At 65.4% G+C, this 20,999-nt stretch carries 20 protein-coding genes and 2 pseudogenes; 13 read left to right on the forward strand and 9 right to left on the reverse strand.

Annotated elements, in window-relative coordinates; genetic code table 11:
* Positions 1-116: 116 nt before the first annotated feature.
* Entirely contained in the window at positions 117-1,922 is a 1,806-nt protein-coding gene (locus KZO24_RS05915; protein WP_486486979.1) for a DEAD/DEAH box helicase, read from the forward strand.
* Between the two features lie 224 nt (positions 1,923-2,146).
* On the opposite strand, the gene purL is transcribed toward KZO24_RS05915, so the two are convergent.
* Positions 2,147-4,306: a phosphoribosylformylglycinamidine synthase subunit PurL gene (purL, locus tag KZO24_RS05920; RefSeq protein WP_486486980.1), complete on the reverse strand. Its 2,160-nt coding sequence runs from the start codon at positions 4,304-4,306 to the stop codon at positions 2,147-2,149.
* A gap of 170 nt (positions 4,307-4,476) precedes the next feature.
* On the opposite strand from purL, the gene KZO24_RS05925 reads away from it, so the two are divergent.
* The 11 genes from KZO24_RS05925 to KZO24_RS05975 all read left to right on the forward strand — a co-directional run bounded on the left by KZO24_RS05925 (position 4,477) and on the right by KZO24_RS05975 (position 13,852).
* The gene (locus tag KZO24_RS05925) at positions 4,477-4,722 is read left to right on the forward strand and encodes an exodeoxyribonuclease VII small subunit (protein ID WP_008830306.1); all 246 of its coding nucleotides are present in this window, start codon (positions 4,477-4,479) and stop codon (positions 4,720-4,722) included.
* Complete coding sequence (locus KZO24_RS05930) at positions 4,719-5,627, forward strand: polyprenyl synthetase family protein (RefSeq protein ID WP_051586684.1); 909 nt, start codon at positions 4,719-4,721, stop codon at positions 5,625-5,627. The genes KZO24_RS05925 and KZO24_RS05930 overlap by 4 nt, the downstream gene beginning before the upstream one ends.
* Positions 5,627-6,145: a pantetheine-phosphate adenylyltransferase gene (coaD, locus tag KZO24_RS05935; RefSeq protein WP_008830308.1), complete on the forward strand. Its 519-nt coding sequence runs from the start codon at positions 5,627-5,629 to the stop codon at positions 6,143-6,145. Before KZO24_RS05930 ends, coaD begins: the two co-directional genes overlap by 1 nt.
* Before the next feature lie 112 nt (positions 6,146-6,257).
* Positions 6,258-6,959, forward strand: coding sequence for a peptidylprolyl isomerase (locus KZO24_RS05940; protein WP_008830309.1), 702 nt, complete (start codon positions 6,258-6,260; stop codon positions 6,957-6,959).
* Positions 6,960-7,173: 214 nt separating this feature from the next.
* On the forward strand, positions 7,174-8,202 hold the full coding sequence (gene queA, locus KZO24_RS05945; RefSeq protein ID WP_271183259.1) for a tRNA preQ1(34) S-adenosylmethionine ribosyltransferase-isomerase QueA: 1,029 nt from the start codon (positions 7,174-7,176) through the stop codon (positions 8,200-8,202).
* A 109-nt stretch (positions 8,203-8,311) separates the two neighbouring features.
* Positions 8,312-8,977 carry a thermonuclease family protein gene (locus KZO24_RS05950; RefSeq protein ID WP_430098336.1) on the forward strand — a complete coding sequence of 222 codons (666 nt, stop codon included), beginning with the start codon at positions 8,312-8,314 and terminating at the stop codon, positions 8,975-8,977.
* Between the two features lie 78 nt (positions 8,978-9,055).
* Positions 9,056-10,030 carry an ABC transporter ATP-binding protein gene (locus tag KZO24_RS05955; protein ID WP_271183261.1) on the forward strand — a complete coding sequence of 325 codons (975 nt, stop codon included), beginning with the start codon at positions 9,056-9,058 and terminating at the stop codon, positions 10,028-10,030.
* Positions 10,027-10,800 (forward strand): ABC transporter permease, encoded by a 774-nt coding sequence (locus tag KZO24_RS05960; protein WP_008830313.1) that lies wholly within the window; start codon positions 10,027-10,029, stop codon positions 10,798-10,800. The genes KZO24_RS05955 and KZO24_RS05960 overlap by 4 nt, the downstream gene beginning before the upstream one ends.
* A gap of 18 nt (positions 10,801-10,818) precedes the next feature.
* On the forward strand, positions 10,819-11,853 hold the full coding sequence (locus KZO24_RS05965; protein ID WP_430098333.1) for a DUF481 domain-containing protein: 1,035 nt from the start codon (positions 10,819-10,821) through the stop codon (positions 11,851-11,853).
* A 168-nt stretch (positions 11,854-12,021) separates the two neighbouring features.
* Positions 12,022-13,152, forward strand: coding sequence for a tRNA guanosine(34) transglycosylase Tgt (tgt, locus tag KZO24_RS05970; RefSeq protein WP_271183263.1), 1,131 nt, complete (start codon positions 12,022-12,024; stop codon positions 13,150-13,152).
* 16 nt (positions 13,153-13,168) lie between these two features.
* Positions 13,169-13,852 carry a pentapeptide repeat-containing protein gene (locus KZO24_RS05975; RefSeq protein ID WP_486486981.1) on the forward strand — a complete coding sequence of 228 codons (684 nt, stop codon included), beginning with the start codon at positions 13,169-13,171 and terminating at the stop codon, positions 13,850-13,852.
* A 12-nt stretch (positions 13,853-13,864) separates the two neighbouring features.
* Here the strand turns inward: KZO24_RS05975 and KZO24_RS05980 are convergent, their stop codons facing one another.
* From KZO24_RS05980 to rpiB, 7 genes and pseudogenes are all read right to left on the reverse strand, one after another.
* Positions 13,865-14,059 carry a hypothetical protein gene (locus tag KZO24_RS05980; RefSeq protein WP_271183265.1) on the reverse strand — a complete coding sequence of 65 codons (195 nt, stop codon included), beginning with the start codon at positions 14,057-14,059 and terminating at the stop codon, positions 13,865-13,867.
* 152 nt (positions 14,060-14,211) lie between these two features.
* Positions 14,212-14,826, reverse strand: a complete 615-nt coding sequence (gene rpsD / locus KZO24_RS05985; protein ID WP_271183266.1) for a 30S ribosomal protein S4 — start codon at positions 14,824-14,826, stop codon at positions 14,212-14,214.
* Positions 14,827-15,043: 217 nt separating this feature from the next.
* Positions 15,044-15,804 (reverse strand): annotated as a pseudogene (locus tag KZO24_RS05990) (RNA methyltransferase).
* Complete coding sequence (nrdR, locus tag KZO24_RS05995) at positions 15,788-16,264, reverse strand: transcriptional regulator NrdR (RefSeq protein ID WP_271183268.1); 477 nt, start codon at positions 16,262-16,264, stop codon at positions 15,788-15,790. Before nrdR ends, KZO24_RS05990 begins: the two are co-directional and overlap by 17 nt.
* A 14-nt stretch (positions 16,265-16,278) precedes the next feature.
* Positions 16,279-16,506, reverse strand: coding sequence for a hypothetical protein (locus KZO24_RS06000; protein WP_008831227.1), 228 nt, complete (start codon positions 16,504-16,506; stop codon positions 16,279-16,281).
* A gap of 4 nt (positions 16,507-16,510) precedes the next feature.
* Positions 16,511-17,808, reverse strand: a pseudogene (glyA, locus tag KZO24_RS06005) (serine hydroxymethyltransferase).
* 14 nt (positions 17,809-17,822) lie between these two features.
* Positions 17,823-18,260 (reverse strand): ribose 5-phosphate isomerase B, encoded by a 438-nt coding sequence (gene rpiB / locus KZO24_RS06010; protein WP_271183270.1) that lies wholly within the window; start codon positions 18,258-18,260, stop codon positions 17,823-17,825.
* A 246-nt stretch (positions 18,261-18,506) separates the two neighbouring features.
* On the opposite strand from rpiB, the gene KZO24_RS06015 reads away from it, so the two are divergent.
* The gene (locus KZO24_RS06015) at positions 18,507-18,749 is read left to right on the forward strand and encodes a hypothetical protein (RefSeq protein ID WP_271183271.1); all 243 of its coding nucleotides are present in this window, start codon (positions 18,507-18,509) and stop codon (positions 18,747-18,749) included.
* 159 nt (positions 18,750-18,908) lie between these two features.
* Here KZO24_RS06015 and rpoD read toward each other — a convergent pair whose 3' ends face one another.
* Complete coding sequence (gene rpoD / locus KZO24_RS06020) at positions 18,909-20,939, reverse strand: RNA polymerase sigma factor RpoD (RefSeq protein ID WP_211149989.1); 2,031 nt, start codon at positions 20,937-20,939, stop codon at positions 18,909-18,911.
* Between the last annotated feature and the right edge of the window lie 60 nt (positions 20,940-20,999).

The following is a 20,999-nucleotide window of genomic DNA, read 5'->3' on the forward strand; positions in this document are numbered from 1 at the left end:
AAATCTGCGCGCTTTGGTCTATGGGCCGCGCAACAGGTGCGCCCGAGGGCCGCCACGCAGCCCTCCCTATGCTCTTTGAAAGCCGCCTTGATGCGGCAGGACTCGTTGACCCCATAATGACTTTTCCGCAGATTCCCGCGCCTCTCGCCGAAGCTCTCACCGGCCATGGCTATGAAACCCTGACCCCCGTTCAGGCTGCCGTGACCGAATCGGAGGCGCACGGCCGCGACCTCGTCGTCTCGGCGCAGACCGGTTCGGGTAAGACTGTCGCTTTTGGCCTCGCCATGGCGGACGAACTGCTTGCCGATGACGAACTGGCTTTTGCGGTCAAGCCGCTGGCGCTGGCCATCGCGCCGACGCGCGAACTGGCACAGCAGGTCAGCCGCGAGCTGGAATGGCTCTATGCCAAGACCCATGCCCGTATCGTCACCTGCGTCGGCGGCATGGATCCGGTGAAGGAACGCAAGCAGCTGGAGCGTGGCGCGGCGATCGTCGTCGGCACGCCGGGACGTCTGCGCGATCACCTCGAGCGCGGCAAGCTCGACCTCTCGGCTTTGCGCGCAGTCGTGCTCGACGAAGCTGACGAAATGCTCGACATGGGCTTCCGCGAAGACCTCGAGGAACTGCTCGACGCCACGCCGGAAACCCGCCGCACGCTACTGTTCTCGGCGACCATGCCGCGCCCGATCGAGGCGCTTGCCCAGCGTTACCAGAAGAACGCTCTGCGCATCTCCACGGTCGGCGAGAACCGCGGCCATGGCGACATCGCCTACAAGGCGGTGACCGTCGCCCCTTCGGACATCGAGCATGCGGTGGTGAACCTGCTGCGCTTCTACGATGCCGAGACCGCGATCCTTTTCTGCGCCACGCGCGACAACGTGAAGCACCTGCACGCCACTCTGGTTGAGCGGGGCTTCTCCGCTGTGGCGCTTTCGGGCGAGCATTCCCAGAACGAACGCAACAACGCGCTGCAGGCGCTACGTGACCGCCGCGCCAAGGTCTGTGTCGCCACCGACGTCGCCGCGCGCGGCATCGATCTGCCTTCGCTCAGCCTCGTCGTCCACGTCGAGATTCCGCGCGATGCCGAGACCCTGCAGCACCGTTCGGGCCGTACCGGCCGTGCGGGCAAGAAGGGCACGGCGGTCCTGCTGGTGCCTTATCCGCGCCGCCGCCGCGTCGAGATGATGCTGCGCGGGGCGCGCATCGAGGCAGAGTGGGGCGAGGCTCCGACGCCCGAAGCGATCCGCGCGCAGGACCGTGACCGTCTGCTCGAAAAGCTGCTGGCCCCCGTCGAAGTCGAGGACGACGACCGCGAACTGGCGAAGGTCGTGCTGGAAACGCTGAGCGCCGAGGACGTCGCCGCCGCGCTTGTGCGCGCGCACCGCGCCGCGATGCCGCAGCCCGAGGAACTGCTCGGCAATTCGCCCGAATCCCGCCAGAAGCGCGAGCGTCCGGGCTTCGACGACGTCGTCTGGTTCCGCATGAACGTGGGCCGCGACGAGCGGGCCGAAGCGCGCTGGATCCTGCCGGTGCTGTGCCGCCGCGGCCATGTCACCCGCGATGCGGTCGGCCAGATCTGCATCAACGGTGACCAGACCTACTTCCAGATCCCTGCCGCGCAGGCCGAGCAGTTCGAACGCGCCGTCGCCCGCACCGCGCGTGAAGACGGTGAGTACGAAGCCACCATCCTCATCGAGCGTGCGCCTGATGCGCCACGTGACGCCGCCCGTCACCGCAGCCGCGACCGCGAAGGCCCGCAGGGTCGTGGCCGCCGTCCGCACGGCAATGGTCCGCGTTCCGATGGTCCCGGCGGCGAAGGTTCCGCCCCGTATCGCGCGCGCCCGACCGGTCCGCGTCAGGACCGTCCGGCGGGTGGCGGCGGCGGCAAGCCGTTCCACAAGAAGCCGAAGAAGAGCTGGTAAGGTACTGAAAACACGGGGGCGACCCTTCGGCAAGCTCAGGGTGAGCGGGGTTGGTGTAAACCGCCCCGTTCCTGAGGTGGCGCGAGTTCGAAGGCAAACCTCCCGTCACCGCTCAGGCGGAGCTTGTCGAAGCCCCATCGGCCAGACGCGAAGCAAAAGAAAACCCCGGCCGCTCCTTCGAGCGCCGGGGTTTTCTTTTGTCCCGAAGGGCCGGGGAAGGGCGCTCAGCCCTCCATCCAGTCCTTGAAGAATGCCTCGTTGGCTTCACGCAGCGCGGCGATCTCCACGCCTGCAACGGCAGTGCCGCCGACGGTGCCGATCTTCACCGCTTCCGGCAGGACAGTCCCCGCAGGCGCGGTCACGACATAGCGCGACTGGTCCTCGCCGAACGCCTGCGCGGTGGTGAGGTCCGCGTCCAGCGTGCAGCCGAGGCCGCTTGCCAGCGCCATCTCGGCCAGCGCGACGATCAGGCCACCGTCGCTGACGTCATGGACCGCCGTGACCTTGCCTGCGCCGATCCAGCCGCGGACCATGCCGCCGTTGTGGGCTTCGGCCTTCAGGTCGACCTTCGGTGCATCACCGGCTTCATGGCCTGCGATGTCCTTGAGCCAGAGCGACTGACCAAGGTGCGTTCCTTCGCCGCCGAGCAGGAAGATTTCCTCGCCTTCGGCCTTGAACGCCACGGTGGCCATCTGGTCGTGGTCGGCGAGGATGCCGACGCCGCCGATCGCCGGGGTCGGCAGGATCGCAGAGCCGCCGCCGGTCGCCTTCGATCTGTTGTAGAGCGAGACGTTGCCCGAGACGATCGGGTAGTCCAGCGCGCGGCACGCATCGCCCATGCCGTTCAGGCAGCCGACGATCTGCGCCATGATCTCGGGGCGCTGCGGGTTGGCGAAGTTGAGGCAGTTGGTGATCGCCAGCGGCAACCCGCCGACCGCGCTGATGTTGCGGTAGGTTTCGGCGACCGCCTGCTTCCCGCCCTCGTAAGGGTCGGCGTAGCAGTAGCGGGGCGAGCAATCGGTGCTGATCGCCAGCGCCTTCTTCGTGCCGTGGACGCGCACGACGGCCGCATCGCCGCCGGACTTCTGCATCGTGTCCGCGCCAACCTGGCTGTCGTACTGCTCCCAGATCCACTTGCGCGACGCAAGGTCCGCGCCGCCCATCAGCTTGATGAGGTCGGCGCCGAGATCGGTGCTTTCCGGCACCTCGCCGAGCGCCGGGACGGCTGCCCAGGCCTTGTATTCCTCAGGCGAGACGTAGGGGCGCTCGTACTCCGGCGCATCGTCGGCGAGGGGGCCGAGCGGAATGTCGCAGACCACTTCGCCGTCGAATTCCAGCACCATGTGGCCGGTGTCGGTGACTTCGCCGATGACCGCGAAGTCCAGTTCCCACTTCTTGAAGATGGCCTCGGCCATGGCTTCCTTGCCGGGCTGGAGCACCATGAGCATGCGCTCCTGGCTTTCGCTCAGCATCATTTCGTAAGGCGTCATCGCCTCTTCGCGGCAGGGTACCTTGTTCATGTTCAGGCGAATGCCGGCGCCGCCCTTGCTGGCCATCTCGACCGACGAGGAGGTGAGGCCCGCCGCGCCCATGTCCTGGATCGCGACGATCGCGTCGGTCGCCATCAGTTCGAGGCACGCCTCGATCAGCAGCTTCTCGACGAAGGGATCGCCGACCTGCACGGTGGGGCGCTTTTCGTCGATGTCGTCGCCGAAATCGGCCGAGGCCATGGTGGCGCCGTGGATGCCGTCACGGCCGGTCTTGGAGCCGACGTAGACGATCGGGTTACCCAGGCCGGTGGCGGCGCAGTAGAAGATCTTGTTCGTATCGGCGACGCCGACGGTCATCGCGTTGACGAGGATGTTGCCGTCGTAAGCCTTGTGGAAGTTGGTCTCGCCGCCCACCGTGGGCACGCCCACGCAGTTGCCGTAGCCGCCGATGCCCGCGACCACGCCCTTGACCAGATGCTTCATCTTCGGGTGGTCCGGACGGCCGAAGCGCAGGGCGTTCATGTTCGCCACGGGCCGCGCGCCCATCGTGAAGACGTCGCGCAGGATGCCGCCGACGCCGGTCGCAGCCCCTTGATAAGGCTCAATATAGCTGGGGTGGTTGTGGCTTTCCATCTTGAAGATGGCGGCCTGGCCATCGCCGATGTCGATCACGCCGGCGTTCTCGCCAGGGCCGCAGATCACCCAGGGCGCCTCGGTGGGGAGCTTCTTGAGGTGGAAGCGGCTCGACTTGTACGAGCAGTGCTCCGACCACATCACCGAGAAAATGCCGAGTTCCACGAGGTTCGGCTCGCGGCCCAGCGCATTCAGGACGCGCTCGTATTCTTCGGGATTGAGGCCATGCGCCTCGACGACGTCAGGGGTGATTCCGCTCATGGGGGAGCCCTTAGCCGCGTCTTTCCGGCTGCGCCAGAGCGTATGGACATAACGGCACTCAACGGCACCTAAAGGGGGTCTAGCTATACCAGAGTGGCCGATACCCCCTGGTGACGGGTAAATACTGCCGCCACCTTGACCGTTACTGCGCCGAGCGCCATTGCTTGCCCATGGAATCCGAAACTTCGACCATCGACACGCTCAGCTTCGAGGATGCACTGCGCGCGCTGGAAACCATCGTGCGCCAGCTCGAAAGCGGCGACGTGCCGCTGGAAGATTCGATCTCGCTCTATGAAAAGGGCGAGAAGCTGCGCCAGCACTGCCAGAAGCGCCTCGACGCCGCGCAAGCGCGGATCGAGCGTATCGTCGCCGGGCCGGACGGCGCGGCGGCGGGCACCCAGCCTTTCGACCTGTGACCGAAGTGGCCGCGCCCGATTCGCTGCTGGCCGAGGGCCTCGCGCGGATCGCCGAGGAGATCGACGGCGCCTTCGACGCGCTGCTCGCCGTTCCCGACGATGCCCGCGCGAAGCTGGTGGAGGCGATGCGCTATGCCGCGATCGGCGGAGGCAAGCGGCTGCGTCCGCTGCTGCTCGCCAGCGTCGCCGAGATGTACGGCGTCCAGCGCGAAGCCGCGATCCGGGCGGGCATCGCCATCGAATCGATCCACGTCTATTCGCTGATCCACGATGACCTGCCGTGCATGGACGATGACGCCCTGCGCCATGGCAAGCCGACGCTGCATCTGGCGTTCGACGAAGCCACTGCCGTGCTTGCAGGCGATTCGCTGCACGCCTTCGCTTTCGAGGTCCTGTCCGATCCGGCGACCACGCCCGATCCCTTTACCCGCATCGAACTCGTCCGCACGCTCGGCCACGCCAGCGGCGCGCAGGGCATGGCGGGCGGGCAGATGATGGACCTCGTCGCCGAAACCAGCGAGTTCGACCTGCAGACCGTCACCCGCCTGCAACAGCTCAAGACCGGCGCGCTGCTTGGCGCGGCGGTGGAGATGGGCGCGATCCTCGGCCGCATTCCGCCGGAGGGGCGCACGCATCTGCGCGGCTATGCCCGCGACATCGGGCTGGCTTTCCAGATCGCCGATGATCTCATCGACCACGAGGGCGACGCCGCTCTTGCGGGCAAGGCCGTGGGCAAGGACGCGGCGGCGGGCAAGGAAACCTTCGTCTCGCTGCTCGGCCCCGAACGCGCCCGCGAACAGGCGCGCATGCTGGTCGAGCAAGCCGTCGGCCATCTCGCCCAGCATGGGAAGGAAGCCGACCTGCTTCGCGCCGTTGCGCGCTATATCATCGAGAGGGATCACTGATGGCTTCGGCTGAGCGTATCGGCGTCTACCCCGGCACTTTCGACCCGATCACGCTGGGCCATGCCGACATCATCCGGCGCGGCGCCAAGCTGGTCGACAAGCTGATCATCGGCGTCACCACCAACCCGTCGAAGAACCCGCTGTTCACGCCGGACGAGCGCATGGCCATGGTCGAGCGCGAGGTCGCGGCGATGGGGATCGACAACGTCAGCGTCGTCGGCTTCAATGCGCTGCTGATGAAGTTCGCCCAGAAGCAGGGCGCCAGCGTGATCGTGCGCGGCCTGCGCGCGGTGGCGGACTTTGAATACGAATACCAGATGGCCGGGATGAACCAGCAGCTCAATTCCACCATCGAGACGGTGTTTCTGATGGCGGACGTCAGCCTGCAGCCGATCGCGTCCAAGCTGGTCAAGGAAATCGCGATGTTCGGGGGCGACATCGTGAAGTTCGTCAGCCCGGCGGTACGTGAGGACGTCGTCGGGCGGATCGCGCAAAACGGACTATTGGGGGACTACTGAGCTTGCGCGGATGGGCGGGTCCGCGTGGAAATCATTCATTGTGCCGACAGCGGGGGCGCTTTATCGCGTCCGATTACGCGGCTCGGCCGTTCATTGCCCAGGTGACAGATACATGAAGTTTCGCCTTCCCCTGACCGCGCTGATGCTCGGCGCCGCCCTCGTCGCGGCCCCGGCCATCGCGAAGGACAAGGACAAAAAGGACGAGGCAGCGGCCACGCCGACGCCTCCGCCCCTGCCGACCACGATCGACACCGACATCACGCATGAGCCCGAGAACGTGCTCCTGCTCGACTTGTCGGACGGCGGCCGCGTCGCCATTCGCATGATGCCGCAGTGGGCTCCGCACCATGTCGAGCGGGTCAAGACGCTGGCGGCGCAGGGCTTCTACAACGGCCAGATCTTCCACCGCGTGATCGACGGATTCATGGCGCAGACGGGCGATCCGACCGGCACCGGGCAGGGCGGCTCTCAGCTTCCCGACCTTCAGGCCGAATTCAACACGATGCCGCACCTCCGCGGCACCGTTTCGATGGCGCGCACCAACGACCCGAACAGCGCCAACAGCCAGTTCTTCATCGTGTTCTATCCGCGCTTCGCGCTGGACAAGAAGTACACGGTGTTCGGCCGTGTGATCTCGGGCATGCAGTACGTCGATGCGATCCATCGCGGCGAGCCGCCCGAGGACCCGACGAAGATCGTCCAGGCCTCGCTGGCATCGGAGAACAAGCCTGCTCCGGCCGCGCCGGTGGCTCCGGCGGCGCCAACGCTGAAGGCGCCTTCGATTTCGGACCTGAACAACTCCAAGTCCAACTAAGTTCCTCGCGCCCTCCCGCACTCGATGTGTGAGAGCGCGACCATCAAACCAGGTTCGTCATCCCCGCGAAGGCGGGGACCCATCTGACGCCCGTTCGACAGGCACCGGCAGGAGATGGGTTCCCGCCTTCGCGGGAATGACGGTGCGGGGACGCCGCCACCACGCTGAAGGCTCGCGCCTTGCCCGCAGCCCCGCTCTGGTCTAGCGCGCCGCCATGCGCGTAGACCTCTTCGACTTCGACCTTCCGCCCGAGAGCATCGCCCTGCGTCCGGCGCGTCCGCGCGATGCGGCGAAGATGCTGGTGGTGGACGGCAACACTCCCTTCGCCGACCATCACGTCCGCGACCTGCCTGCTCAACTGCGCGCAGGCGATGTCCTCGTCTTCAACGACACCCGCGTCATCCCCGCCCAGCTTGAGGGCACGCGCGGAGAAGCGCGCATCGGCGCCACGCTCCACAAGCGTATCGACCTTCGCCGCTGGCAGGCGTTCGTGCGCAACGCCAAGCGTTTGCGCGAGGGCGATCGCATCGCTTTCCCGGCCGACGTCACCGCGATCTCCGAAAGCCGCTTGCCCGACGGCAGCTGGACCCTCGCCTTCGAGGGCGACGAGCCCGTGGAAGTCCTGCTCGAACGTGCGGGCCGCATGCCGCTGCCGCCCTACATCGCGGGGAAGCGCCCCACCGACGAGGCCGACGCGAGCGACTACCAGACGATGTTCGCGCGCGAGAAGGGCGCCGTCGCCGCACCCACGGCGGCGCTGCACTTCACCCCCGAACTGGTCGAGGCGCTGGACGCGGCGGGCGTGGCGCGCGAGACACTGACGCTCCACGTCGGCGCAGGCACCTTCCTGCCGGTGAAGGCCGACGACACCGTGGACCACCAGATGCACGCCGAGTTCGGCCGCATCGACCAGGCCACCGCCGACCGCCTCAACGCCGCGCGCGCTGCCGGTGGCCGGGTGATCGCGGTGGGCACCACCTCGCTGCGCCTGCTCGAAAGCGCTACCGGCGAAGACGGCGTGATCCGCCCGTTCGAGGGCGATACCGCGATCTTCATCACCCCGGGCTACCGCTTCCGCGCGATCGATGGGCTGATGACCAACTTCCACCTGCCCAAGTCCACCCTGATGATGCTCGTCTCGGCGCTGATGGGGCTGGAGAAGATGCAGGCGGTCTACGCGCATGCGATCGCAAACGGCTATCGCTTCTACAGCTACGGGGATTCCTCGCTGCTGCTTCCGTGACTTGCGTGGTTACGGGAAAGTTACGGATGGCTGTTAAATTGCTGTAAGCCTTTGCGGCGCACTGTCGGCCCCAATGCCCGGGAAGGTCCGGGCGCATGGGGGCGGCCACATGAAATCCTGGATATTGCCGGCATTGCTGGTCGCGGCGGTGTCTCCCGCATCGGCGGAGGACTTCGCGGGCGCAGGCCGGGCGGTGGATGGCGACTCGCTGTTCGTCGGCGGGCGTGAGGTGCGGCTGTTCGGCATCGATGCGCCCGAATATCGGCAGACCTGCCGCGTGAACTGGAGCAACTGGAGTTGCGGCTCCGACGCAGCCGCTGCCTTGCGCGCCATGGTCGATACCCGGCAACTGACCTGCTCCTCCCGCGACCGCGATGTCTATGGCCGGACGGTCGCAAGCTGCCGGGCAGGAGGGGTGGATCTTGCGGCGGCGATGCTGGAAAAGGGGCTGGCGATTGCGCTCGACAACGCGCCTGCCAGCTATGCCGCGCTTGCCGATCACAGCAAGGCGCAGCGCGCGGGCATCTGGGGTTCCGAGTTCGATGCCCCGGCCGTCTATCGCGCCGCCAATCCCCGAAATTCCGGAGCGCGCGTGGTATCCGCAACCGTGCCGCGCCCGGTTGTGGCGCGGTCGATTCCTCCCGGGGCGTTCCGCAGCTGCGCGGAGGCGCGTGCCGCCGGTGCCGCGCCCATGCGGCGCGGGCAGCCGGGTTACAACCCGCAACTCGACGGCGATGACGACGGGATCGCCTGCGAGCCCTATCGGCGGCGCTGATCTCCTCAACGCCGCATTGCAAAAGATACTGCGTCCGGGGGCTTGGAACCGGAACGTTTCGGCCCCATTCATGCGGCTATGCAGCCTATCCTCGAAATCAGCGGCCTGACGAAAACTTACGCAGGCGGTTTCACGGCGCTCAAAGGCGTCGATCTGACCATCAACAAGGGCGAGATTTTCGCCCTCCTCGGGCCGAACGGCGCTGGCAAGACCACGCTGATCGGCGCGGTCTGCGGGATGGTCCGGCCGACCTCGGGCACGATCACCGCGTTCGGCGAGGACATGGGCCGCCACTGGCGCACCTTGCGCAAGCGCGTCGGCCTCGTCCCGCAGGAACTGGCGACCGACATGTTCGAGCCGGTGCTGCGCTCGGTCAACCATTCGCGCGGGCTCTTCGGCCTCGCCCCCAACCCGGCGCTGGTCGAGGACATCCTCAAGGCGCTCAGCCTCTGGGAAAAGCGGGGCGAGCAGATCCGCAATCTCTCCGGCGGCATGAAGCGCCGCGTGCTGATCGCCAAGGCGCTGGCGCACGAACCCGAACTGCTGTTCCTCGACGAGCCCACCGCAGGCGTCGACGTCGAACTGCGCCGCGACATGTGGAAGCAGATCGCCCTCCTGCGCGAGCGCGGCACCACCGTGATTCTCACCACCCACTACATCGAGGAAGCCGAGGAAATGGCCGACCGCGTCGGCATCATCCGCAAGGGCGAAATCCTGATGGTGGACGAAAAGGCGGCGATGATGGAACGCCTGGGCCGCACCGAAGCGCTGATCTCGCTCGCGCAGCCGCTGGCCGAAGTTCCCGCCGGGATCGCGGCATTCCCCGTGACGCTTTCCGAGGACGGCCGCACGGTCGTCTATCGCGGCGGCGGCGGGGAGGGGGCGTCTGCGGGCACCGCCGAAGTCGCCGAACTGACCAAGGCCCTGACCCGCGCCGGGATCGACTACACCGCGATCGACATCCACGAATCGAGCCTGGAGGACATCTTCGTGAACCTGCTCGAAGGCCCTGATGCCCCAAGCTCTGCGCCTGTTCAGGAGACTGCGGCATGAGCCTGTTCAACGCCCGCTCCGCCTGGACCATTTACAGGCAGGAACTGATGCGCGCCTTCCGCACGGCGATGCAGTCGATCCTCGCGCCGGTGCTGACCACCACGCTCTACTTCGTCGTCTTCGGTGCCGCGATCGGCGGCCAGATGAAGAGCGGCGTCGACGGCCTCAACTACGGCGCCTTCATCGTCCCGGGCCTGCTGCTGCTGACGATCCTGGGTGAAAGCGTCTCCAACGCCAGCTTCGGCATCTACATGCCGCGCTTCACCGGCGCGATCTACGAGCTGCTCTCCGCGCCCGTGGGCGTCGCTGAAACCCTCGTCGGCTTCGTCGGCGCGGCGGCGACCAAGTCGCTGATACTCGCCGCGATCATCCTCGCGACGGCCAGCTTCTTCGTCGATTACTCGATCGCGCATCCGGTCTATGCGTTCTTCTTCGTGCTGCTGGTTTCCGCCAGTTTCTCGCTGTTCGGCTTCATCCTCGGTATCTGGGCGGACAGCTTCGAGAAGCTGACGATCGTGCCGCTGCTGATCCTCACCCCGCTGACGTTCCTGGGTGGCACCTTTTACTCGATCGACATGCTGCCCGAGCCCTGGCGGCAGGTGGCGATGGCGAACCCGGTGGTCTACCTCGTGAACGGGCTGCGCTGGACGTTCTACGGCAGTTCCGACGTTCCGATCGCGCTGTCGCTCGGCCTGACGCTGCTGTTCCTCGTCCTCTGCGTCGGATTCATCACATGGATCTTCAAGAGCGGGTGGCGTTTGCGCACGTGACGCGTTAGCGTTTGCAGCATGACGATGCTCCGACCGGTCCTCTCCGGCCTTCCCGTTATGCTGCTTGCCGTTCCCGCCCATGCGCAAGTGCACCAGTTCGACGAGCCGCTCGTTCTGGTCCCGCTCCCGCCGCCGCCGCTGGTGCTCGACCTGCCGGATTATCCCGAGTTCGTGCTTTACGTGAAGGCCGAGCGTCCTCGCCTGCCACTGCCGGTTCGCGCGCTGCTGGAAGCCGCGATGAAGACCGACGACAGCGCCTCGGTCTCGGCGCTGGTCAAGTTTGCGCAGCAGACCCAGCCTTACGACAAGGACGAGATCCGCGACATGCAGCGGGCCTACAACGACCGCCGCGCCAAGGAGATCGCCGCCAAGACCGAGGCGGAACTGGCCCGCATCCGTGCCTCCGGCGTGCTGGAGCTGTGGAAGGGCCAGATCGAGGTCGGCGCCTTCCGCTCCACCGGCAACACCGACAACTTCGGTGTCACCGCCGCGCTCAAGCTCAACCGCAAGGGTATCAAGTGGGAGCACATGATCCAGGCCAATGCCGACTATCAGGAAGATCGCGGCACGATCACGCGCGAGCAGTATTCGGCGAGTTATCAGCCGCGCTATACCCTGAACGACGGGTTCTTCACGTATGGCCGCACCCAGTACGAGCGCGACCGCATCCAGGGCTTCGAGGACCGCTACACGCTCTCGGGCGGTCTCGGTTACCGGGTGCTCAACCGTCCCGGCATGACGCTGGCGCTGGAAGCAGGTCCGGCGTTCCGTGCCACCAATTACGTCGACGACGTCGACCAGACGACGTGGTCGATGCTGACCTCGCTTGATTTCGACTGGACGATCAACCCGACGATCAAGCTGTCGCAGGATATCAGCAGCTACGTCGGTTCGGACAACAACACCTTCACCTCGATGACCGCGATCGAGGCGGGGATGATGAAGGGTCTCAAGGCCAAGCTGTCCTACTCGATCGAGCATGAGACCCGGCCGCCGAGCGGTTCGCTCAAGACCGACACGATCTCGCGCTTCTCGCTGGTCTACGGGTTCTGATCTTCTCCTTCCTCTCGTCATTGCGAGCGTAGCGAAGCAATCCAGGGCGGTTTGCGCGGCCCTGGATTGCTTCGCTGTGCTCGCAATGACGAATGGGGAAATCCGGCGACGAAGTCGGTAGTTATCGGATGTTTCCACGAGGGCTGAAAATGCTCTAAGGGCGGCGCCATGAAGCCTCGTTTCCAGTTTTCCATCCACGCCACAGACGGCAAGGCCCGTACCGGCACCATCCAGATGCGTCGCGGTGAAATCCGCACGCCCGCTTTCATGCCGGTCGGCACCGCCGCCACCGTCAAGGCCATGAAGCCGCAGGACGTGCGCGCCACTGGCGCCGACATCCTGCTCGGCAATACCTATCACTTGATGCTGCGCCCCGGCGCCGAGCGCGTCGCGCGCCTCGGTGGCCTGCACAAGTTCATGAACTGGGACCGCCCGATCCTGACCGACAGCGGCGGCTATCAGGTCATGAGCCTGTCGGATCTGCGCAAGATCACCGAGGAAGGCGTGACTTTCGCCAGCCACATCGACGGCTCGCGCCACATGCTCAGCCCCGAGCGGTCGATGGAGATCCAGCGCCTGCTCGGCTCCGACATCGTCATGTGTTTCGACGAGTGCCCCAAGATCGACCAGCCCCGCGACGTCATCGCCCGCTCTATGGAAATGTCGATGCGCTGGGCGAAGCGTAGCCGCGACGCCTTCGACACCGGCGGCGCGCATGCGGAAAGTTCCGCCCTGTTCGGCATCCAGCAAGGCGCGCTCGACGAAGGCCTGCGCAAGACCAGCGCCGATGCCCTCAGCGAGGTCGGCTTCGACGGCTACGCGATCGGCGGCCTTGCCGTGGGCGAGGGACAGGAGGCGATGTTCGCCACGCTGGAATTCGCCCCCGGCCAGCTTCCCGCCGACCGTCCGCGCTACCTGATGGGCGTGGGCAAGCCCGACGACCTCGTCGGCGCGGTGGAGCGCGGCGTCGATATGTTCGACTGCGTGCTGCCGACCCGCTCGGGCCGCAACGGGCAGGCGTTCACCTGGAACGGCCCGCTCAACATGCGCAACGCCCGTCACGCCGAAGACACCGGCCCGATCGACGAGCGCTGCAAGTGCCCGACCTGCGGTACGTACACCCGCGCCTACATCCACCACCTCATCAAGTCCGGCGAGATGTTGGGCGCGATGCTGCTGACCGAGCACAACCTCTCGTTCTATCAGCAACTGATGCAGGGCATGCGCGATGCGATCGCCGAACAGCGCTTCGCGGCGTTCGCGGCCGATTTCCGGCGGGACTATTTCCGCAAGGAATGATCGGTCGGAGCGGAGCATGGACGACAGTACCGACACCATCGTTCGCGACCGGACACTGACGCGCGCCGACTTCGAGCGGCTGCCCGCTTCCGTGCGCCATCTGGTCGGTTGCGATCTGGATGAGGCGCAACTCAGCGGGCTTGACCTGTGGGGCTGGACGTTCGAGGCCTGCAGCCTGCGCCGGACCGATTTGAGCAGGGCCAAGCTCGACGGCACGACCTGGAAGTCCTGCAGGGCCGCTTTCGTCGACTTTTCCGGGACCGACCTCGACGGCGCCAGTTTTCATGCCAGCGATTTCAACAATGTTTCGTTCCGGCGCGCTTCGCTGGCTTCGGCGAGGATAATTCGGTGCAAGTTGACGGGTGCCGATTTGTCGGATGCTGCGTCTCTCGACACCGTCTTCGAGGAGACCCTGCTGGTCAGCGCGCGCCTGCCTCGCCATTCGTTCCGGGGTGCGACGCTGCAGCAGGTTGATTTTTCGCAGGCTGATCTGAGCCGCTGCGATTTCCGGCAAGCGGCATTGCTGGACTGCAGCCTGCGCGATGCGGATTTGACCGGGGCGCGGTTCGACGGCGCCGATCTGCGTGGGGCTGACCTGGGTGGTCTGCGTCTGGTCGATGCTAGCTTGTTCCGTGGCGCGATCATCTCGCGCATGCAGGCAAGCCAGATTCTCGGCGAACTGGGGATCAGCGTCCGCTAAGCTGAAGCGCGGTCACGCAGCGACGGGTTTGCCCGGTGCGTCTTCGCCGTGCATGGTTTCCAGCACCGTCTCGACATAGGCGACGAAGCGGCCGGTCATTTCGTCGAGAAATCCGGCGCCGATCTCGCAGGCATGGCGCTGCGCTGTCCTGAGATCATTGTACCATTTACCGGTGCGGTGCGGAGTGATGAAACGGTAGCGAGTCATGATGCTAGGCTAATGCCCGATCTCGGCGGCAGTTCCCTTACAAGTGCTGCAAATCGTGTAATTTTTCGTGTCGTTTGAACAGTTCGAAACACATAAGAAAAAGGCGGCCCCGAAGGACCGCCTTTTCTTGTTTCCGTTGCCGGAGAACCGGATCAGCGCGAGTAGAACTCGACGACCAGGTTTGGTTCCATCTTCACCGGGTAGGGCACTTCGTCGAGCGTGGGAACGCGAACGAAGGTCACCTTGTCGGTGCCGTCCTGGGCGACGTAGTCGGGAACTTCGCGCTCGGGCAGGTTCTGCGCTTCGAGAACGAGAGCCATTTCCTTGGCCTTGTTGCCCAGGGTGATGATGTCACCGACCTTCACGCGACGCGAGGCGATGTTGCACTTCACGCCGTTGACGCGGATGTGGCCGTGCGAAACGATCTGGCGGGCCGAGAAGATCGTAGGCGCGAACTTGGCGCGGTACACGATCATGTCGAGGCGCTGTTCCAGCAGGCCGATCAGGTTCTGGCTGGTGTCGCCCTTCATGGCCGACGCTTCCTGGTAGGTGCGCTTGAACTGCTTCTCGGTCACGTCGCCGTAGTAGCCCTTGAGCTTCTGCTTGGCGCGCAGCTGCAGACCGTAGTCCGAAACCTTGCTCTTGCGGCGCTGGCCGTGCTGGCCCGGCCCGTAGCTGCGGCGGTTGACCGAACTCTTGGGACGGCCCCAGATGTTCTCGCCCATGCGGCGGTCGAGTTTGTACTTCGAGCTTTGACGCTTCGACATAATGTCGTCCTTCAATCTGCTTGCCGTGCAGCCGATGTGGTGCACGATCCATGTTTCTCCCGGAGCGCACCATCCGGCCTATTCTGCCGGATGCGGCCGCCGCTTCACCGAGAGTGCGGGGCCGAATGGACGTGCTGCGAAGACGCAGGCGCCACGTGAAGCCGGGCCCTTAGCGGGTTCGGGCGACGTGTCAAGGGAAAGCGCCCGAAATGCCGGTTCAGTCGATGTTACGAGGCCGCCGGTTGCCGCCCAGCGCGCTCAGAACGCCGCGCATGGTGCGCACTTCGAGGCTGTTCCAGCCCGGTTTGGTGAGCATGTTGCGCAAGGTCCGGCGCGTGGCGGCGGAGCGGCTCTCCGGGTAGAAGTACTTGGTCGGCTCCAGCACTTTCTCGAACTGCTGGATCATGCCTTCCAGTTCGTCCTGCGGGGCCGGGGGAGCAGTTCCTCAACCGTCGGCTGCGCCAATGCGGCGCCCTTCGACCATTCGTAGGCGCACAGGATCACCGCCTGCGCCAGGTTGAGCGAGGCGAACTCGGGGTTGATCGGCACCGTCAGGATCGCGCGGGCGAGGGCAACGTCGTCCGTCTCCAGTCCCGAGCGCTCCGGCCCGAACACGTAGGCCGAGCGGGCCGTCGCCGCGTAGACCTCGCGCGCGGCCTCCTCGGGCGTGACGACCGGCTTGGTGACGCCGCGCTTGCGCACGGTGGTGGCGTAGACGTTGGCGCAGTCGTGCACGGCTTCGGCGAGCGTCTCGAAGACCTCGGCCTTTTCCAGCACGTCGTCGGCACCGGCCGCCGCCGGGCCTGCCGAGGGGTTGGGCCAGCCGTCGCGCGGGGAGACGAGGCGCATCTCGGTCAACCCGAAGTTGAGCATCGCGCGCGCGGCCTTGCCGATGTTCTCGCCCAGTTGCGGGCGCACCAGTACGATTACCGGCTGCTTCACTTCACCAGCCCGCTTCACTTCAATTGACGCCGACATCGCGCACGGTCCCTGCAAATTCCTCGAAATCCTTCGCCTCGTTGAAGGCGCGGTAGACGCTGGCGAAGCGGATGTAGGCGACCGAGTCGAGCTGGCGCAGCCCTTCCATCACCAGTTCGCCGATGACGCGCGATGGCACCTCGTTCTCGCCGATCGTCTCGACCTGGCGCTGCACGCCCGAGACGAGCCGCTCGATCTTCTCGCGGTCGATGCCGCGCTTGCGGCAGGCGAGGGTGACAGACTGCTCGATCTTGGCGCGGTCGAACGGCTCGCGGCGTTCGAGCCCGGCCGCATCGTTGCTCTTGACCACCACGATCTCACGCAGCTGCACGCGTTCGAACGTCGTGAAGCGGGCGCCGCAGCTCGAACACTGGCGGCGGCGACGGATCGCGGTGGCATCCTCGGTCGGGCGGCTGTCCTTGACCTGGGAATCGTCGTGGGCGCAAAAAGGACAGCGCATTCAGCGGGTTACTTTCATTCAGGACGGACGCGCTTGTAGAACTTGTACCCCGCGCCCGCCGCCAGCCCGAGGCCGATGGAGACGAAAGGCAGGAACGCGCCAGCAACCGCGCCCGCAGCGCCCCAGATCAGAACCGGCTTGGTCGAGGGATGGGCCATGCCATCCTTGAGCATTCCGGCGAGTTCCTCGCGGGCATCGCTGACGAAATGGCCGGAGTTCTGGGGGCGCTGCGGGTCGGTCATAGACTTAGTCCTCGTAGATGGGGAAACGATCACACAGCGCTTCAACGCGCGTGCGAACGTTCTGCTCCACCTGAGCGTCACCTGCTTCGCCGCACTTGGCAAGACCGTCGAGAACGTCGGCGACCATGTTGCCGATCTCGCGGAATTCCTCGGGGCCGAAACCGCGGGTGGTGCCGGCGGGCGAACCCACGCGGATGCCGCTGGTCTTCATCGGCGGCAGCGGGTCGAACGGGATGCCGTTCTTGTTGCAGGTGATGCCCGCACGCTCCAGCGCCTCGTCGGCGTCCTTGCCGGTGACGCCCAGCGGCGAGAGGTCGATCAGCGCGAGGTGCGTGTCGGTGCCGCCCGAGACGATCGCGGCGCCGCGCTCCTTGAGGGTGGCTGCCAGAACCTGCGCGTTCTCGATCACGCGCGCGGCGTAGTCCTTGAACTCGGGACGCAGCGCTTCACCGAAGGCGACGGCCTTGGCGGCGACGACGTGCATCAGCGGGCCGCCCTGAAGGCCGGGGAACACCGCCGAGTTGATCTTCTTGGCCAGCGCCTCGTCGTTGGTGAGGATCATGCCGCCGCGCGGACCGCGCAGGGTCTTGTGCGTGGTGGTGGTGGCGATGTGCGCATGCGGGAACGGCGAGGGTGCAGACCGGCCGCTACCAGCCCTGCGAAGTGCGCCATGTCGACCTGGAAGATGGCGCCGACGGCATCGGCGATCTCGCGCATGCGCTTGAAGTCGATGATACGCGGATAGGCCGAGCCGCCCGCGATGATCAGCTTGGGGTTGTGCTCGCGGGCCAGCGCCTCGACCTGGTCATAGTCGATCAGGTGGGTGTCCTTGGTCACGCCGTACTGCACGGCGTTGAACCACTTGCCCGACAGTGCGGCCTTGGCGCCGTGGGTGAGGTGGCCACCCGCGTCGAGGCTCATGCCCATGACGGTGTCGCCGGGCTTGACGGTGGCGAGCAGGACCGCACCGTTGGCCTGCGCGCCCGAGTGGGGCTGGACGTTGGCGAAACCGCAGTCGAACAACTGCTTGGCGCGCTCGATGGCGAGGGTTTCGACTTCGTCCGAAGGCTCGCAGCCCTGGTAGTAGCGCTTGCCGGGGTAGCCCTCGGCGTACTTGTTGGTCAGCACCGAGCCTTGCGCCTCGAGCACGGCCTTGGAGACGATGTTCTCCGAGGCGATCAGCTCGATCTGCTTGCGCTCGCGCTTCAGTTCATGGCCGATCGCGGCAGCGACGGCGGGGTCGCTCTGGGCGATCGTGTCGGTGAAGAAGCCGGGTGAACGGATGGCGGTTTCTACAGTCATGGTTCTTGGCTCCTTCAGAAGGACGGATTGGAGAGCTTTTCGACGCGGCCTGCATGGCGGCCGCCGCCGAACTCGGTGGAGAGGAAAGCGTCGAGGCAGGCCTTGGCCATGTCCTCGCCGGTCAGGCGTGCGCCCATGGCGATGACGTTGGCGTCGTTGTGCTCGCGGGCGAGGGCGGCCGAAAGCGGCTCGCCCACCAGCGCGCAGCGGCAGGCGGGATCGCGGTTGACGGCGATCGAGATGCCGATGCCCGAGCCGCAAAGCGCGACGCCGAACTGCACGGTGCCGTCGGCGACGACCGAGGCCAGCTTGTAGCCATAGTCGGGGTAGTCGACGCGGTCGGTGGTTTCGGGGCCGAGGTCGGCGACTTCGTGGCCGGCCTCGATGAGGTATTCGCGCAAAGTCGCCTTGAGGTCGACGGCGGCGTGGTCGGATGCGATCGCGATACGCATGGGAGAGGTGCTTCCTGCCTGCGAGGGATCTCGTTTGCGGCTCCCTTAGTCGCGGCTTTGCCATATTGCGAGTCTTGTGGGCACCGCGTTCAGATCGCCCATGGCGCCATGCGGGCAATTTCGCAGCGCATTTGGATGTTTCAACCGCTTGATGCTTGCAAGGGCAAGTTCGAGGGCGCAAGTTCCGGCTCTCGATACACTGGGCTGAAAAGGCTGGATCGATAAGGCCGGAACAAGGGGATTGCCATGAAGCTGACCGTCATGCGCGCATTGAGCCTCGCAGGGGTGCTGGTTCTCGCAGGGTGTCTGGAAACGATGCCCGGGCCGGATCGGCCGCATCGTCCTCGCCCGGAAAAGCCTGCGATCTGCACGCGCGAATACATGCCCGTCTGCGCGGAAAAGCGGCGGCACCGCCAGACTTTCAGCAATGCCTGCATGGCCAAGGCCGAAGGCTTCCGCGTGATCGCCTCCGGGGAATGCCGGCGGTAAGGTGTTTGCTGCCGGGGACAAACCCTCATCGTCATTGCGAGCGGAGCGAAGCAATCAAGGGCGGATTGCGCGGCTCTGGATTGCTTCGCTTCGCTCGCAATGACGAGGTAATAAAAGTGATGAGGTAATAAAAAAGCCCCGCTGAGGCGGGGCTTTCTCTTACTGGTCCAGGAACGAGCGCATCTTGCGCGACCGGCTCGGGTGCTTGAGCTTGCGCAGCGCCTTGGCCTCGATCTGGCGGATACGTTCGCGCGTCACCGAGAACTGCTGGCCGACTTCCTCCAGCGTGTGATCGGTGTTCATGCCGATACCGAAGCGCATGCGCAGCACGCGCTCCTCACGCGGAGTGAGCGAGGCGAGGACGCGGGTGACCGTTTCCTTGAGGTTCGCCTGGATTGCCGCGTCCACGGGAATGATCGCGTTCTTGTCCTCGATGAAGTCTCCGAGGTGCGAATCCTCCTCGTCGCCGATCGGCGTTTCGAGGCTGATCGGCTCCTTGGCGATCTTCATCACCTTGCGCACCTTCTCGAGCGGCATCGACAGACGCTCGGCCATTTCCTCGGGCGTGGGCTCGCGGCCCTGCTCGTGGAGGAACTGACGGCTGGTGCGCACCAGCTTGTTGATCGTCTCGATCATGTGGACCGGGATACGGATCGTGCGGGCCTGATCCGCGATCGAGCGCGTGATCGCCTGCCTGATCCACCAGGTCGCGTACGTCGAGAACTTGTAGCCGCGGCGGTACTCGAACTTGTCGACCGCCTTCATCAGACCGATGTTGCCTTCCTGGATGAGATCCAGGAACTGCAGACCGCGGTTGGTGTACTTCTTGGCGATCGAGATCACCAGACGCAGGTTCGCCTCGACCATTTCCTTCTTGGCGATGCGTGCTTCACGCTCCGCCTTCTGGACCATGTTGACGATGCGGCGGAACTCGGGGAGCGCCATGCCGGTGGCGGCGGCGATGTCCGAGACTTCCAGACGGATACGCTCGACGGGGTCGGCTTCGTTCTCGGCGAAGGCAGCCCACTTCTTGTCCTTCTTGGCGACGTCCGTGATCCACGTATCGTCCAGCTCGCGGCCGACGTAGGATTCGAGGAAGTCGGTGCGCTTCACCTTGTGACGCTCAGCCAGACGCAGCATTTGCCCGCCCAGCGTCGTCAGGCGACGGTTGAATGCGTAGAGGTTATCGACCAGATATTCGATCTTGGTCGCGTGGAACTTGACCGATTCCACCTGCGCCGTGAGGTCTTCACGAAGCTGCTGGTACTGGTCTTCCTTGGCGGCCGGGAAATCGATGCCCAGCGCCAGCGCTTCCAGACGATCGCGCTGCAGGCGCTCGAAAGTCTGGAACAGTTCGGTGATCAGCAGGAACTTCTCAAGCGCTTCCGGCTTGAGGGCCGCTTCCATCTGCGCGAGCGAGAGGGTGTTGTCTTCTTCCTCTTCCTCGGCCTGACGCTTGGGAATCGGGTTGCCGTCCTCGTCGAGTTCCTCGGAGTTGTCCTCGTCGTCGGAATCGTCGTCCTTGAACGAGGGACCGGCGGTCTTCTCGCTGATTTCGCCGTCGTCCTCGCTCTCGCCGTCCTCGCTCAGGGCTTCGGGCGCGGGCTCCTTCGAAAGCATCGCGTCGAGATCTAGGATCTCACGCAGCTGCATCTCGCCGTTGTTGAGCGCTTCGGACCACTGGATAATGGCGTGGAAAGTGATCGGGCTCTCGCACAGGCCCAGGATCATCATGTCGCGGCCTGCTTCGATGCGCTTGGCGATGGCGATTTCGCCCTCGCGGCTGAGCAGCTCGACCGCGCCCATCTCGCGCAGGTACATGCGCACCGGGTCGTCGGTGCGCTCGACCGTTTCCTTCTTCTTCGCGGGATCGACGTTGACGCGCGGCGAGACTTCATCGCCTTCGCTGTCGTCGTTATCGTCTTCCGAATCGCGGTCGTCGTTTTCCTGGCTTTCGGCATCCTCGTCGTTGTCGACGATGTTGACGCCCATCTCGTTCAGAGCCGAGGTGATGTCCTCGATCTGGTCCGAGGACATGTCCTGAGGCAGCGCCTCGTTCAGTTCGTCATAAGTGATGACACCGCGGCGCTTGGCGCGCGCGATCAGCTTCTTGATCGAACCTTCGTTGAGGTCGATCAGCGGTGCGTCCGTACCCTCGTTGTCCGCGCCGTTGGTGTCGTTCTTGCTCATCAGTTCGCCGTTATCCCGTGCCGTCGTGAGTGCATAAACCTGGGGTCCGTAAACCTTGTA

The organism is Novosphingobium sp. NFX11 (genome assembly GCF_057376415.1).

Coding starts and splice junctions, on each gene's coding strand:
- KZO24_RS05915 (WP_486486979.1), top strand. CDS start 117: ATGACTTTTCCGCAGATTCCCGCGCCTCTCGCCGAAGCTCTCACCGGC.
- purL (WP_486486980.1), bottom strand. CDS start 4,306: ATGAGCGGAATCACCCCTGACGTCGTCGAGGCGCATGGCCTCAATCCC.
- KZO24_RS05925 (WP_008830306.1), top strand. CDS start 4,477: ATGGAATCCGAAACTTCGACCATCGACACGCTCAGCTTCGAGGATGCA.
- coaD (WP_008830308.1), top strand. CDS start 5,627: ATGGCTTCGGCTGAGCGTATCGGCGTCTACCCCGGCACTTTCGACCCG.
- KZO24_RS05940 (WP_008830309.1), top strand. CDS start 6,258: ATGAAGTTTCGCCTTCCCCTGACCGCGCTGATGCTCGGCGCCGCCCTC.
- queA (WP_271183259.1), top strand. CDS start 7,174: ATGCGCGTAGACCTCTTCGACTTCGACCTTCCGCCCGAGAGCATCGCC.
- KZO24_RS05950 (WP_430098336.1), top strand. CDS start 8,312: ATGAAATCCTGGATATTGCCGGCATTGCTGGTCGCGGCGGTGTCTCCC.
- KZO24_RS05955 (WP_271183261.1), top strand. CDS start 9,056: ATGCAGCCTATCCTCGAAATCAGCGGCCTGACGAAAACTTACGCAGGC.
- KZO24_RS05960 (WP_008830313.1), top strand. CDS start 10,027: ATGAGCCTGTTCAACGCCCGCTCCGCCTGGACCATTTACAGGCAGGAA.
- KZO24_RS05965 (WP_430098333.1), top strand. CDS start 10,819: ATGACGATGCTCCGACCGGTCCTCTCCGGCCTTCCCGTTATGCTGCTT.
- tgt (WP_271183263.1), top strand. CDS start 12,022: ATGAAGCCTCGTTTCCAGTTTTCCATCCACGCCACAGACGGCAAGGCC.
- KZO24_RS05975 (WP_486486981.1), top strand. CDS start 13,169: ATGGACGACAGTACCGACACCATCGTTCGCGACCGGACACTGACGCGC.
- KZO24_RS05980 (WP_271183265.1), bottom strand. CDS start 14,059: ATGACTCGCTACCGTTTCATCACTCCGCACCGCACCGGTAAATGGTAC.
- rpsD (WP_271183266.1), bottom strand. CDS start 14,826: ATGTCGAAGCGTCAAAGCTCGAAGTACAAACTCGACCGCCGCATGGGC.
- nrdR (WP_271183268.1), bottom strand. CDS start 16,264: ATGCGCTGTCCTTTTTGCGCCCACGACGATTCCCAGGTCAAGGACAGC.
- KZO24_RS06000 (WP_008831227.1), bottom strand. CDS start 16,506: ATGACCGACCCGCAGCGCCCCCAGAACTCCGGCCATTTCGTCAGCGAT.
- rpiB (WP_271183270.1), bottom strand. CDS start 18,260: ATGCGTATCGCGATCGCATCCGACCACGCCGCCGTCGACCTCAAGGCG.
- KZO24_RS06015 (WP_271183271.1), top strand. CDS start 18,507: ATGAAGCTGACCGTCATGCGCGCATTGAGCCTCGCAGGGGTGCTGGTT.
- rpoD (WP_211149989.1), bottom strand. CDS start 20,939: ATGAGCAAGAACGACACCAACGGCGCGGACAACGAGGGTACGGACGCA.